Origin of the sequence: Rhizobium sophoriradicis, from assembly GCF_025200795.1 — a bacterium.
In the GTDB taxonomy this organism is placed as follows: Bacteria; Pseudomonadota; Alphaproteobacteria; order Rhizobiales; family Rhizobiaceae; genus Rhizobium; species Rhizobium sophoriradicis.
Genome location: NZ_CP104152.1, coordinates 2,047,257 through 2,060,126, shown reverse-complemented (window position 1 = coordinate 2,060,126; position 12,870 = coordinate 2,047,257). Strand labels below are relative to the sequence as shown.

At 63.4% G+C, this 12,870-nt stretch carries 12 protein-coding genes; 5 read left to right on the top strand and 7 right to left on the bottom strand.

The genetic code is table 11. The annotated features are described in order from the left end of the window. Position 1 precedes the first annotated feature (1 nt). From folP to folK, 3 genes are read left to right on the top strand one after another with little or no spacing between them, the layout of a single operon-like run. Complete coding sequence (gene folP / locus N2597_RS10365) at positions 2-871, top strand: dihydropteroate synthase (protein ID WP_096761971.1); 870 nt, start codon at positions 2-4, stop codon at positions 869-871. Continuing rightward, positions 868-1,233 (top strand): dihydroneopterin aldolase, encoded by a 366-nt coding sequence (folB, locus tag N2597_RS10360; protein ID WP_009986496.1) that lies wholly within the window; start codon positions 868-870, stop codon positions 1,231-1,233. Before folP ends, folB begins: the two co-directional genes overlap by 4 nt. Continuing rightward, a complete protein-coding gene (folK, locus tag N2597_RS10355; RefSeq protein ID WP_096761801.1) occupies positions 1,226-1,747 on the top strand; it encodes a 2-amino-4-hydroxy-6-hydroxymethyldihydropteridine diphosphokinase in 522 nt (173 codons plus the stop codon). The genes folB and folK overlap by 8 nt, the downstream gene beginning before the upstream one ends. A gap of 68 nt (positions 1,748-1,815) precedes the next feature. Here folK and N2597_RS10350 read toward each other — a convergent pair whose 3' ends face one another. From N2597_RS10350 to N2597_RS10335, 4 genes are all read right to left on the bottom strand, one after another. Further along, on the bottom strand, positions 1,816-2,367 hold the full coding sequence (locus N2597_RS10350; protein ID WP_038689266.1) for a hypothetical protein: 552 nt from the start codon (positions 2,365-2,367) through the stop codon (positions 1,816-1,818). Positions 2,368-2,576: 209 nt separating this feature from the next. Next, positions 2,577-3,656, bottom strand: a complete 1,080-nt coding sequence (locus N2597_RS10345) for a YcjF family protein (protein ID WP_183597642.1) — start codon at positions 3,654-3,656, stop codon at positions 2,577-2,579. Next, complete coding sequence (locus N2597_RS10340; protein ID WP_077989418.1) at positions 3,653-5,128, bottom strand: YcjX family GTP-binding protein; 1,476 nt, start codon at positions 5,126-5,128, stop codon at positions 3,653-3,655. Before N2597_RS10340 ends, N2597_RS10345 begins: the two co-directional genes overlap by 4 nt. Positions 5,129-5,260: 132 nt before the next feature. Next, positions 5,261-5,755 (bottom strand): SixA phosphatase family protein, encoded by a 495-nt coding sequence (locus N2597_RS10335; RefSeq protein ID WP_096761799.1) that lies wholly within the window; start codon positions 5,753-5,755, stop codon positions 5,261-5,263. A 276-nt stretch (positions 5,756-6,031) separates the two neighbouring features. On the opposite strand from N2597_RS10335, the gene dksA reads away from it, so the two are divergent. After that, positions 6,032-6,451, top strand: a complete 420-nt coding sequence (dksA, locus tag N2597_RS10330; RefSeq protein WP_008525884.1) for an RNA polymerase-binding protein DksA — start codon at positions 6,032-6,034, stop codon at positions 6,449-6,451. 168 nt (positions 6,452-6,619) lie between these two features. On the opposite strand, the gene N2597_RS10325 is transcribed toward dksA, so the two are convergent. Continuing rightward, positions 6,620-7,255, bottom strand: a complete 636-nt coding sequence (locus N2597_RS10325) for a DUF1062 domain-containing protein (protein ID WP_077989238.1) — start codon at positions 7,253-7,255, stop codon at positions 6,620-6,622. Positions 7,256-7,659: 404 nt separating this feature from the next. Next, positions 7,660-8,688 carry a flagellar biosynthetic protein FliO gene (locus tag N2597_RS10320; protein ID WP_183597645.1) on the bottom strand — a complete coding sequence of 343 codons (1,029 nt, stop codon included), beginning with the start codon at positions 8,686-8,688 and terminating at the stop codon, positions 7,660-7,662. Positions 8,689-8,992: 304 nt separating this feature from the next. On the opposite strand from N2597_RS10320, the gene cckA reads away from it, so the two are divergent. Then, positions 8,993-11,596 (top strand): cell cycle histidine kinase CckA, encoded by a 2,604-nt coding sequence (gene cckA / locus N2597_RS10315; protein ID WP_183597647.1) that lies wholly within the window; start codon positions 8,993-8,995, stop codon positions 11,594-11,596. 262 nt (positions 11,597-11,858) lie between these two features. Here cckA and N2597_RS10310 read toward each other — a convergent pair whose 3' ends face one another. Beyond that, positions 11,859-12,782, bottom strand: a complete 924-nt coding sequence (locus tag N2597_RS10310; RefSeq protein ID WP_096761970.1) for a pseudouridine-5'-phosphate glycosidase — start codon at positions 12,780-12,782, stop codon at positions 11,859-11,861. Positions 12,783-12,870 lie beyond the last annotated feature (88 nt).

Below are 12,870 nucleotides of genomic sequence, written 5' to 3'. Positions count from 1 at the left end.
GGTGACAGGGCTCGAAGGCAGTTTATGGCGTGTCGGCCATGGCCGGGAGATCGAACTCGGCCGTCGTTCTCTCATCATGGCGATCATTAATGTGACGCCGGACTCCTTTTCCGATGGCGGACGCTTCAAAACCGTCGATGCCGCCGTCGAACACGCGCTGCAGGCGGTGAGCGATGGCGCCGCGATTGTCGACATCGGCGGCGAATCGACCCGGCCGGGCGCAGCATCGGTCAGCCCTTCGGAGGAGCAGGCGCGAGTGTTGCCCGTCATCGAGGCGCTGCGCGGCCGCACCCAGGCGCTGATATCCATCGACACCTATCGCGCCGAGACGGCGCGGCTTGCAGTCAGCGCCGGCGCCCATATCGTCAACGACGTCTCCGGACTGCAGAAGGAGAGCGGTATCGCGGAGCTGACTGCGGCGACAGGGGCGGGGCTCTGCATCATGCATACCGGCCGCGACCGGATCAAGCTTGCCGATGTGATCGCCGACCAGGTGCACTTTCTCGAACGGTCGCTTGCGATCGCCGCTGCGGCAGGTGTCAACAGCGACCGCATCGTGCTCGATCCGGGCTTCGGCTTTGCCAAGGAGACGGCGGAGGAGAATCTGGAACTGATGGCGCGGTTTTCCGAACTTTCGCGCTTTGGCCTACCGTTGCTTGCCGGCACCTCACGCAAACGTTTCCTCGGCACCGTGACCGGGCGGGATGCTTCGGACCGGGACGTGGCGACGGCTGCGACGAGCGTGCTGCTGCGCCTCCAAGGAGCTGCGGTTTTCCGGGTGCACAATGTCGCAATCAACAGGGATGCGCTTGATATCGCCGATGCTATGCTGAATGCGCGCCAGGAATTCGAGAGGAAGCGGCCGACATGACCACCTACACGATCACGCTGCAGAATTGCGCCTTCTTTGCGCGCCACGGCGTGCATGACGAGGAGGAATTCCTCGGCCAGCGCTTCTTCGTCGATGCCGAGCTCGATGTCGTCGCCGGCGAGGCGCTGAAAAGCGACTCGATCGACGATACCGTCAATTACGGCATCGCTTTCACCGTGATCGAGCAGATCGTCACCGGCAAGCGGCGCTATCTGATCGAGGCCTTAGCGCTCGATATTGCCAAAGGGCTCTGCGAGACATTTCCGCAGGTGAGGCGGGCGAAGATCACGGTGCGCAAGCCGAATGCGCCGGTGCCCGGCGTGCTCGATTTCGTGCAGGTGAGCGTTGAGCACTTTGCCTGAGGCCGCATTGCGATCCGCCACCCTAGGCCTCGGCGGCAATATCGGCGAGCCGGTAAAGGCGATGGCGGCGGCGCTGCAAAGGCTCGACGGGCACGACGAGTGCCGTATTACCGCCGTGTCACGGCTCTATCGCACGCCGCCCTGGGGCAAGACGGACCAATCCTTCTTCTTCAACGCCTGCGCCGCCATCGAAACCTGGCTTCCTCCGGAAGCTTTGCTCGATCTCTGCCTGTCGATCGAACGCGAGATGAAACGCGAGCGTGTCGAACGCTGGGGGCCGCGCACGCTCGATATCGACGTGCTGACCTATGGCGACGTCGTCCAGGACGCGCCGCGGCTGGAACTGCCGCATCCGCGGATGACGGAGCGCGGTTTCGTGCTGATGCCGCTTGCCGATATCGCGCCAAGCCTTCTCGTCAGGGGGCGGCCGGTCAGCGACTGGCTGCTCGACGCCGACGTGACGGGCATCGAGGTCGCCGATGACAGCGGCGACTGGTGGTGGCGGAGCGCCTGAAGCCGGGATCCTGAAACGCGAAACGGCGGGAAACCCGCCGCTTCAGGAAAATCCGTTATGCGTTCTGTCTACTGGATGGAGCCGACGGCCATTTCGTCGACCTGACGCGTCAATGTCAGGCCGATAACAGGGATCATCTGGCTTTCGACCTTGACAGAAACGGTGACGTTCATCGTCTTGTCGTCGCGCACGCGGGCGATCATTGCTCCGTTCAGCTTGGCGCGGTTGATGCCGACCACGACGGTATCCTCGGTGACGGCGCCGGAGACGACGTCAAGACCTTTGCCGGCGGCGCCATCGAGAAACTTGCCTTTATAGCTGGAGCCTGACTGGGAGATGACGGCGGTCATCGGCTGCTTGAAGACGCCGACGCGGCAGGTGCCATCGAGTTTGATGCCGGCATTGCTGTCGCCGGTGGGCTCACCGATCAGGTTGCAGGTGAATTTCGTGCCCTTGTACTTACCGGCGACGATCTCGCCGGGGCCCTTCCAGGAGCCCGCAACGGATTCGAAGAAGGCCTTGTCACGGGTTGCGGCGGTGGCTGCCGGAGCGACATCTGCGACCGGAGACAATGCCGCGGCGGCGAGGCCGCATACGAAGAGAAACTTGCGCGAATACATGGATTTTCCTTGGCAAACACCACTCACGAACTGGTGCCAAGTTTTGCCGAAGAATGGTTAATCCTTCCTTTCGACTGTGCCGAAATGCAAGGGATTACAGGCGTTCCATGCCGTAAGGATTTTAATATCCTGCCGCTAACCTGTTGAGGAAAATGCTATTTTACGACTTCACGCTGGGGAAGGCGAAAGGTACGGAATTGCTTCGTCGATTAAGGATTGTTGCTGCGCGGCGACATGGAAGGCGTGAGATCGCCGATGAAATCACCGATTCCCGGCCGTTTCAGGGCGCGGAAGGCCAGCGGGCGGCAAAGATCCATCGCTGCGATTCCGATCCGGGCGGTCATCAAGCCGTTGATGACACCTTCGCCGAGTCGGGCCGAGAGCTTCGAGGCCAGCCCATGGCCGAGCACCTGCTGGACGAGGCTGTCACCGACGGCGATCGAGCCGGTGACCGCCAGATGCGCCAGCACGTCGCGCAGCAGGCGGAACATGCCGAACGTGCCGGGGCGGCCGCCGTAGAGTTCCGCCATGGCGCGGATGAGGCGGACGGCCTCGTAAAGTACATACAGCAAATCGACGACCGCGCGCGGGCTGACGGCGGTGACGATCGACACACGTTTGGAGGCATTGACAATGAGTGCGCGGGCCTTGCGGTCGAGCGGGGCGAGCAGTTCTCGTTCGGCCAAGGCAATCAGATGCGGGGGGTCGATGACCTCACCCTCGGTCGCCTTCAGCGTCGCACGTCCCTTCGATGTCTCGGGGTTGGCGGCAAGCAGCGTGGTGAGGCGCGCAACGACGGCGCGCGCCTTCGCCGGCCCAGTTTCGAGAATCGCGGCTTCCGCTTCGGCCTTGATCGTCTGCACGGCGGCAAGGCGCATCATGCCCGCGGTCTCGCGGATGATGAGGGCAAACACGGCGAGGATGCCGATCGCGAGCACACCAAGGGCTGCGTAACCCAACCAGTCGGCGCGGGTGAAGAGATCGCGGATCAGCCGGTCGGTCCAGAGACCGAGGCCGAGCGACAGCAGGATGCCGAAGGCGCCGGCGGCGATCTTGCCGAAGGAGGTACGCCGCTCGCGTGGCGTCGCGACCGGCAGCGCGCTCAGATCCCCTTCAGGATTGATGAAGGGGTCATCCTCGTCGGGCGTCACGAGGATATTCTCAGAGAAGCTTTCGGGTTTGCGCCGGCCTTGCTGCTGGCGGCCGCTATCGCGCGGCTCGGATGCCTCATCTTCATAAGCGAAGGCTGCGGGTGGGCAGCGCGGCGGATCGGACGGGGGCTTGCTCATGCGAGACGGTCTCCGAACAGGAACTGCATGGCGCGGTCGAGGCGGATATGCGGCACCGACAGCTTGATGCCGCCGCCGGTTTCCTCGAGATGCGGCGGACGGAACCTGACGACATTGACTTCGGGCAGGGTTCCACCGTTGTCGCCCGAGGCGATACGGTCAAACAGCCCTTCCGGATCCTGCGGCAGGTCGCCGGGGAAGATCGCGGTCTTTCTCTGGCCGTCGAAGCGCTCGCCGGCAATGGTTTCACCCGCCATCGGCGTCCCGACAATGACGGGCAGGTCATGGCCGTCACGTTTGACCAACGCCTCTCGAGTTGCTCGCACGGAGGCAAGCGCCATCACATCGATGCCGGCGCCGGCCATGCCAATGCGGGCGATGGCGCGATCGACGAGGCGGCGGGTCAATGCGTCGAGTCGGTCATGGCTCTCATGATGGAGATGATCGGCCTTGGTGGCGGCGACCAATACGCGGTCGATACGGCGGCCAAGCAGCGAGGAGAGCAGCGAATTGGTGCCCGGGCGGAAACAGGCGAGCACATCGGTCAGTGCGCGTTCCAGATCCTGAACGGCTTCGGGGCCGCGGTTCATCGCCTGCAGCGCGTCGACCAGCACGATCTGGCGGTCGAGCCGGGCGAAATGCTCGCGGAAGAAGGGTTTGACGACCACCGACTTATAGGCTTCGTATCGCCTATCCATCATCGCCCAGAGCGAGCCGCGATCGGGACGTCCGTCGGGCGGCAAGGCGAGCGGAGCGAAGGTCAGCGCCGGCGAGCCGTCGAGATCGCCGGGCAGAAGCAGGCGCCCGGGCGGCAAGGTGGAGAGCGAGCGTTCGTCGGCCTTGCAGGCCTTGAGATAATCGGCAAAGGCGGTGGCAAGTTCGCGGGCGACCATCTCGTCGGCGCCGGCATTTATATCGGCGGCACGTGTCAGCGCCAACCATCCCTGCGACAAGGCGGAGCGGACGCCGGTTTGCGCCAGCGCGATCGTCTCCTCACTGAAGGTGCGATAATCCTTGCCGAGCAGCGGCAGGTCGAGCAGCCATTCACCGGGATAATCGACGATATCGATCGACAGCCGGCCGGGCGAGAACAGGCGATTCCACCCGCTGGCGCTCTGATAATCGAGCGTGATGCGCAACTCGGAAATGGCGCGGGTCGAATCCGGCCAGATGCGGTCCTTCACCAGCGCCCGGATATGATCCTCGTATTGGAAGCGGGGCACGGCATCATCAGGCTGCGGCTCGAGCCGCACGGCGGAAACGCGCCCCGATTGCACCGGCTCGAACAGCGGCAGTCGGCCGCCATGCAGGAGATTGTGGACAAGCGAGGAGATGAAAACCGTCTTGCCGGATCGCGAGAGGCCGGTGACGCCGAGCCTTAAGGTCGGATTGACGAGGCCGGTCGCCCGGTCGGCGAGATTGTCGAAGGCGATGCGGGCGTCGTCCGCAAGGGATGTCAGGCGTGGCGGCAAGGCGCGATTCCGATTGATGACTGCCGGCAATATAGGAAGGCGACGTTGTCCGCAAAAGAAGTGGCGCGAACGCATTTTCGTTTCCCGCAGAAAACGAAATTATCTGCCGCTCTTCCAATTGCTCCGACGACTTCAGACGACAACGAAATCGGTCAGGCGCCAGGCAGTGACGGACACATCGAAATCGATCACGGCAAGGCCTGCCGTCGGAAAGCCGCCGGGAAGGGCGCTGACCATCGCCTCGGGGCCGATCAGTGCCTCCAGCGCCTGCTCCATGGTCGGATTGTGGCCGACCAGCATGACGGCCGCCTGATCCTGCGCGTCGACGATTTCGAGATAGGTGTCGACGGTGGCGTTGTAGAGCGCATCGACATAGCGCACGTCGAGGCCGCTGCCGACCGCCCGGTGGACGGCATCGGCGGTGTCGCGGCAGCGCAGCGCCGTCGAACTGATCAGAAGATCCGGACGGTAGCCCTTGTCGGCTGCCTTGTCGGCGATGATCTCGGCATCGCCATAACCTTTTTCGTTGAGCGGCCGGTCGAAATCGCGCTGTCCGGGCTCGGCCAAGGCGGCCTCGGCATGACGCAGGAGGTAGATGCGATTGGGCGGAGGCAGCGGTACGGTCATGGGCAAATCCAGGATCGGGCGGGTCTTTTCAGTAGCGGCTGCGGTCGGCAGCCGTCAATCGCCAGCCATGCCGCAACTGCCTAAAACGTGGCTGACAACACGGCGTTTTGAGGGCGAAGCCAAAAACGACAGCCGGAATAACCATGACAAAATAGGCCGTTAGCTTAAAATTGTAACAGATTTAAAAATCTGTTTACCTGTCGTATTTGGCTTGAATCGCGGCTAGCGCTTGGGATATACACCCGCCCAGATGAGATGTTCTTCAGGAGAATCGCGTTGAGTGAGAAGATCGATCTTAGCAATTACGTTCCCTCGGAAGAGGAAGAGTTCATGAACGTAAACCAGCGTGCCTATTTCAGGGCGAAGCTGGTCGCCTGGAAAAACGATATCCTTAGAGAAGCGCGCGAAACACTCGACCATCTGGCCGAGGAAAGCGCAAACCATCCCGATCTCGCCGACAGGGCGTCGTCGGAAACCGACAGGGCGATCGAACTTCGCGCCCGCGACCGGCAGAGAAAGCTGATCTCCAAGATCGACGCGGCCCTGCAGCGGATCGAAGACGGCACCTACGGCTATTGCGAGGAGACCGGCGAACCGATCGGTCTCAAGCGCCTCGACGCCCGCCCGATCGCGACGCTGTCGATCGAGGCGCAGGAGCGCCACGAACGTCGTGAAAAAGTCTACCGCGACGAATGACGGATTCCATATAGGCAGAGATATAATCGGCGCCGCGATCTGATCGCGGCGCCTTTTTGTTAAGTCCCACTCCCCGGGTGTCGATCGGTCTTCCTGCGACGCGCTTCAGCTGTTGTTTTTATGCATGTCGTAGTCCCGGAACCGCTGCACACTTCCGGGAGACATGCGTTAGAGCGGGCCGCTTGTCGCCAGTGGTTCCCACAGTCGCTCCCGCTCTGCCTCCATGGCGAGATCGATCGTGACGCGCGTGCCACTCCTGATCCGCCGCCGCATGATGTCTGCCCCGCCGGGGTCCGTTCGACATAGGCCCTGATCGTGCAGAGCCTGCAGGCGCGAGCGCGACATTTTCAACTCCCCGGCCAACAGCCGATCCAGGCGTATCGCTGTTGCGAACCGGGCTGTCAGTTCGATTTCCAGGCTTGTCCAGCCTGCGATCTCGTGGCGTATCTCCTTGGCGATGTCGAATTCGGCGAACTCGTCCACGCGCTGTGATTTGCGCCGCAGCCCATCGAGATTGAAGGTTTCCGCGCAAATCCAATCCGGGTCGTTCGACTGCAGCGCCTCGAGCGTCAGCGGATCGATGTCGCGGATATTCCGGCGCTCGAAGATCGGCCGGTTCCATGTCCTTTCGCAGATCAGGCATTTGTAGATCAGCCAGGCGTCGAGCTTGCGACCGTTGGCATTCACCCGGATCTTGCCGCTGGATCGGAAAGCTCTGAGGCCTCCGCATCCGCTACACGCGATCCATGGCTGGGGGGCTGTCTTGGGCGTGATGGTCCATCGGACCCGAAGCGTCTTGCACATATCGTCTTGGTCTTCCGTTCGGAAGTCCACCAAGATGGTGCATGAGAAAGCCTTGCGGGCGCGGTGTGGCGATGTTGTCGGCGGCTGAAGAGCTGAGCAGCGGAGCTGCGCATGGCACATTCTAACAATGCCAAACCGGTCTCTCGCCACCACCCGATGAACATGGTCGCATGCCGCCAGCGTCTCGCTTTGCGGCAGTACGGGTGAAACTGGGGTGAGACCGGTATTTACTTAGGCAAAGTGTGACCTCGATGCGCCAAAGCTCTTCGCGTCGATTGATAACAAATGATCGACGCGGTGGGGAGGCCCGAAGGGCTCCAGGACTGAAGAAGCCGCGGCGTTGCGGCATTTCTGCAACTTCATGATGAGGTCACGAATGCGCGCAACCGCGCCTGCGCCGGCAGTCACTTGTCGCGATTGACGCTCATTTCGCCGAAAATGCGGGCGACTTCTTTCTGCAGCTCCGTGTCGGCGCCGGTGATCGGGGCAAGCTCGGGATCGCGGCGCGGCAGGTTGGCGGGCTGCGGCGCGGCTGGGCGCTGGGTCTGGTTTGCCGGCGCCGGCACGATGCGCTCGGCCGTCAGATTGTTTGCCATTTCCTGTTCCAGCACCCGCTGGAAATCGCGGCGAATCGCCGCTGCCGATTGCGCAGCCGCTTCGTCCTCGGGCGTCGCGGGCGCGGTGCGCGGCGCCGGCCTGTCAGGGGCGGAGACTTCCGGATCGATGCGCTGCTGCGGCAGGACCCGCTGGCGTGCGGCGTCAAGGATTTCGGCAGCACTCGCCCTATCGTGATACGGTGCGGGCTGCGCGACCGGCGGAGCAACTGGTTGTTCCGGTGGGCGCGGCTGGGGCGGAGCGGGGCGCGGAGAATGGTCGCGTTCGGCCGACAGCGGAACCGTTGTGGGCTCCGCCGGAAGCGGGCTGGTGGCCACCGGCGGCGGCACGGCCGGCTGGGCCGGCAGTTCGGGGCGAGGCCGAGGCTCCGGGACGGCTGGGGCCGCGAAGGCGGGCTCGGCGGCCGGCTCGGTACGGGCAGCAAGAGGTGGACGGCCTACGGAAACGGCCGATGATTCGGGGTTCGACACTTTCGACGGCCACTCCCCGGCGGGCTCTGGCCCTTTGACGCTTTCGGGCTGTCCGGCCGTCTCGGCCAGGATACGGCTTTCGATGACGATGTCGGTCGGACCGCCGATCATGATCAGATGTTCGACGTCGTCACGACGCACCAGCACCAGCCGGCGGCGGGTATCGACGGCTGCAGCATCCAGCACCTGCAGGCGGGGCTGACGGTTGCGGCCGCCGCGCACGAAGGGCGAGGGGGCGCGGCTGCGGATCACCCAGAGCACGAGGATGAGCAGGAGAAGCGCCAGGCCGACGCCACCGGCCGCAAGCAGGAAACGGCTGCCGTAAGCTCCGACAAGATCATCGAACATAGTCACTCACTCCATTTCGCATTCGGCACATATTGACGACTTTTCCGTTCCTTAAACAAGGGCCGAACGTCTTGTCCAGCGACGCACGAAGGCGATTCCCGATTGTGCCGGATGACGGCTGCCGGCTTGCGCACGGGCAGCGGCGGCGGCCCGAGAGGCAGATGGCGCTCTAGCCTGTGAATTCAAGCAGTCTTGCCGGCGACCGGTGTTTTTGCCGGCGTGGCAAATTGCTAAGAAGGAAAGAGTGCCTGATTCCTGCTTCGTGTTCGTGCTATGAAACGGGAAGGGCTTATGCGAGGAATACATGACGAAACCGCGTCAGGCCGACGACTATAACGCACCGCTTGTGGATCGTGGGGGGCGTTCTGGCACGGTTTTGCGCATCCTCCTGTTGGCGCTCGTGCTGATCGCGGCAGCCGGTGCCTTCGTCGTCTTCAAAAGATCACTCGACAACGAGATGGTGCTCGGCGGCCTCGGCGTGCTCGCCATGGTTGGCATCTTCTTCCTGGTCTCCTCGGTCATCGGCTTCATCGAGGTGATGCCGCAGCACCAGTCCGACAGCCTGGCGCGCGCCTTCCTCAACAGCCATCCGGACGGCACCCTGATCACCGACGACAAGGGCCGGATCATCTATGCCAACGCTGCCTACGGCGCGCTGACCGGGGCGCGCAAGGCGACCGAAGTGCAGACGCTCGAAACGCTGCTGTCGCGCCATCGTGAGTCCAACGAGGCGCTCTACCGGCTGGTCAACGGTCTGCGCGAGGGCAAGGAGGGCCGCGAGGAATTCCGTCTGCTGCGCGCCGTCGGCCCCGGCTCCAGCAGCTCGGGCGCGCATTGGTACCGGCTGAAGGCGCGGCTGCTGCAGCAGGAGGATAATGGCGCCAAGCCGCTGCAGATCTGGCAGATCACCGACATCACCGCCGAACGCGACGATCAGGAGCGATTCTTCAAGGAGCTGCAGAACGCGATCGACTATCTCGATCACGCACCCGCCGGCTTTTTCTCCGCCGGCCGGAAGGGCGAAATCTTCTACCTCAATGCAACGCTTGCCGAGTGGCTGGGCCTCGACCTGACCAAGTTCCTGCCGGGCTCGATGTCGATCGGCGACCTGGTGGCGGGCGAGGGGCTGGCGCTGATCCAGTCGGTGCAGGCCGAACCCGGCTTGAAAAAGACGGTTACGCTGGATCTCGATCTGCGCAAGACCAACGGCCAGAGCCTGCCGGTGCAGATCATCCACAGCGTCACCTCGATGCGCGACGGCGCGCCCGGCGAAAGCCGGACGATCGTGCTGGCGCGCGAAAAGAGCAGCGAGAGCGGCCAGTCCGCTTCGGCCGCCGCCATGCGCTTCACGCGCTTCTTCAACAATACGCCGATGGCGATTGCCTCGGTTGATGGCGAAGGGCGCATTCTACGCACCAATGCGCCGTTCCTGAAACTGTTTTCCGGTGTCGTGTCCCGCGACGATCTCGAGAAATCACCCTCACTCGAAACCATCGTGCAGGAGAGCGACCGGCCACAGCTGGCCGCGGCGCTGGCGGCGGCCAAGGACCGGCAGGGCGACATCGCGCCGCTCGACACCCGCACACCGACCGACGAGGCCCGCTATTTCCGCTTCTATGTCAATGCGGTCATCGACCAGAGCGACGAGGCGCCGGAGGAGGCGGCGATCGTCTATGCTGTCGAGGTGACCGAGCAGAAGGCGCTGGAAGCTCAGATGGCGCAGACGCAGAAGATGAACGCTGTCGGAACGCTTGCCGGCGGCATCGCGCACGACTTCAACAATGTGCTGACGGCGATCCTGCTGTCGTCCGACCATCTGCTGCTGCAGGCCCGTCCTTCCGATGCGAGCTTCGCCGACCTGATGGAGATCAAACGCAACGCCAACCGCGCCGCCGTGCTGGTCCGCCAGTTGCTTGCCTTCTCGCGCAAGCAGACGATGCGGCCATCGGTGCTGAACCTGACGGATGTGGTCGGCGACCTGCGCATGCTGGTCGACCGGCTGCTCTCCGGCACCAACGTCAAGCTCGACGTGCAATATGGCCGCGATCTCTGGCCCGTCAAAACCGACCTGTCGCAGTTCGAGCAGGTGCTGATCAATCTCTGCGTCAATGCGCGCGATGCGATGCCGGAAGGCGGCACGCTGACGCTGCGCACCCGCAATCTGACGGCTGACGAGGTCTCCGCCTTCAACTATTCCTACATGCCCGCCGAGGACATGGTGCTGGTCGAGGTCACCGATACCGGCACCGGCATCGCGCCTGAGATCATGGACAAGATCTTCGAACCCTTCTTCACCACCAAGGACGTCGGCAAAGGCACCGGGCTTGGTCTTGCCATGGTCTATGGCATCGTCAAGCAGTCGGGCGGTTACATCCAGCCGGAATCCGAAGTCGGCAAAGGCACGACCTTCCGTGTCTTCTTGCCGCGCCATATCCCCGAGCCGGCAGTTGCCGCCGAAGCCGGCGCGATCGACAGTGCCATTGCCGCAATCGGCACGCCCCCCGAGGCGCCTGCTGCGCAGCAGCCCGAGGACCTGACCGGCTCCGCCGTCGTCCTGCTCGTCGAAGACGAGGAGGCCGTGCGCCGTGGCGGCAAGCGGATGCTGGAAACGCGCGGCTACACCGTGCATGAGGCGGGCTCCGGCGTCGAGGCGCTGAGCATCATGGAAGAGCTCGAGGGCAAAGTCGACATCGTCGTTTCCGACGTCGTCATGCCTGAAATGGACGGCCCGACGCTGCTGCGCGAGTTGCGCAAGAACTATCCCGACCTGAAATTCATCTTCGTCTCCGGCTATGCCGAGGACGCCTTTGCCCGCAACCTGCCGCCGGATGCGAAATTCGGGTTCCTGCCGAAGCCGTTTTCGCTGAAACAGCTTGCTGTGGTGGTGAAAGAGACGCTGGATAGCTAGGCGCTGAAAGGCTCGGAGAGGGCGTGGGGTGTGGTACCCCCTTTGCCCTGCCGGGCATCTCCCCCACAAGGGGGAGATTGACACTCGGCTGGACCTTTGCACGTCGCTAACGTTGTGCAGTTTGCAATGTTCATTATTCGTGAGGCCGGCGCTCCCAGCCAATCTCCCCACCTGTGGGGGAGATTGGCTGGGCAGAGGGGGTGATCCACGGCAGTCCGGCAAAGGCTGGGCGGGAACGAACAACCCGCCCCGTCAACCCTTACTACCCAAGCGCCACGGCAATCTCTGCCGCCAGCCGCGCATTGTTCTCAACAAGCGCAATATTCGTCTTGAGACTCTGGCCGTCCGTCAGATCGAAGATCGTCGAGAGCAGATAGGGTGTCACCGCCTTGCCGGTCACTTCGTCGCGCTCGGCGCTGTCCAGCGCGCGCTCGATATAGATTTCCATCTCTTCGCGCGGGATCTCGTCGGCCTCGGGCACCGGGTTGGCGATCAGCATGCCGCCGTCGATGCCGAGCTGCTCGCGCGTTGCCTGGAAATTGGCGATTGCCGCCGGGCTGTTCAGAGACAGCGGGCTGCGAAGTCCCGAGGAACGCGACCAGAAGGCGGGGAATTCTTCGCTCTCATAGGTGACGACGGGCACGCCGCGGGTTTCCAGCACTTCCAGCGTTTTCGGAATGTCGAGAATTGCCTTGGCGCCGGCGCAGACGACGATGACGCCGGTACGGGCCAGTTCTTCGAGATCGGCCGAGATATCGAAGCTTTCCTCGGCGCCGCGGTGCACGCCGCCGATGCCGCCTGTGGCAAAGACGCGGATGCCGGCGCGGGCGGCCGCGATCATCGTCGCCGCGACCGTGGTGGCGCCGGTGCGGCGCTCGGCGATCGCAAAGGCGAGATCGGCGCGCGACACCTTCATCACGTCGGTCGCTTTGGCGAGCTGCTCCAGTTCGCCGGCTTCAAGGCCGATATGCAGCGTGCCGTGAATGACGGCAATCGTTGCCGGCACCGCACCCTGTTCGCGAATGATCGCCTCGACGCTGCGGGCCATCTCGATATTGCCGGGATAGGGCATGCCGTGGGTGATGATGGTCGATTCCAGCGCCACCAGCGGCGCGCCGCGCTGCTTGGCGCTGGCGACCTCCTTCGAATAGGCGATCGGCAGAAGAGGGGAGATGGGCTGGGTCATGATCTTGTCCTGTCGTCGATAGAGCATCATGCCGAATGTGTCGGCGGTATTCCGATGACATCATGCTCGACTATTTCATTTGGCCGCT

Bases quoted from the DNA above. Each gene is read 5' to 3' on its own strand.
- folB (WP_009986496.1), top strand. From the start codon at position 868: ATGACCACCTACACGATCACGCTGCAGAATTGCGCCTTCTTTGCGCGC.
- N2597_RS10350 (WP_038689266.1), bottom strand. From the start codon at position 2,367: ATGTATTCGCGCAAGTTTCTCTTCGTATGCGGCCTCGCCGCCGCGGCA.
- N2597_RS10345 (WP_183597642.1), bottom strand. From the start codon at position 3,656: ATGAGCAAGCCCCCGTCCGATCCGCCGCGCTGCCCACCCGCAGCCTTC.
- N2597_RS10335 (WP_096761799.1), bottom strand. From the start codon at position 5,755: ATGACCGTACCGCTGCCTCCGCCCAATCGCATCTACCTCCTGCGTCAT.
- N2597_RS10325 (WP_077989238.1), bottom strand. From the start codon at position 7,255: ATGTGCAAGACGCTTCGGGTCCGATGGACCATCACGCCCAAGACAGCC.
- N2597_RS10320 (WP_183597645.1), bottom strand. From the start codon at position 8,688: ATGTTCGATGATCTTGTCGGAGCTTACGGCAGCCGTTTCCTGCTTGCG.
- cckA (WP_183597647.1), top strand. From the start codon at position 8,993: ATGACGAAACCGCGTCAGGCCGACGACTATAACGCACCGCTTGTGGAT.
- N2597_RS10310 (WP_096761970.1), bottom strand. From the start codon at position 12,782: ATGACCCAGCCCATCTCCCCTCTTCTGCCGATCGCCTATTCGAAGGAG.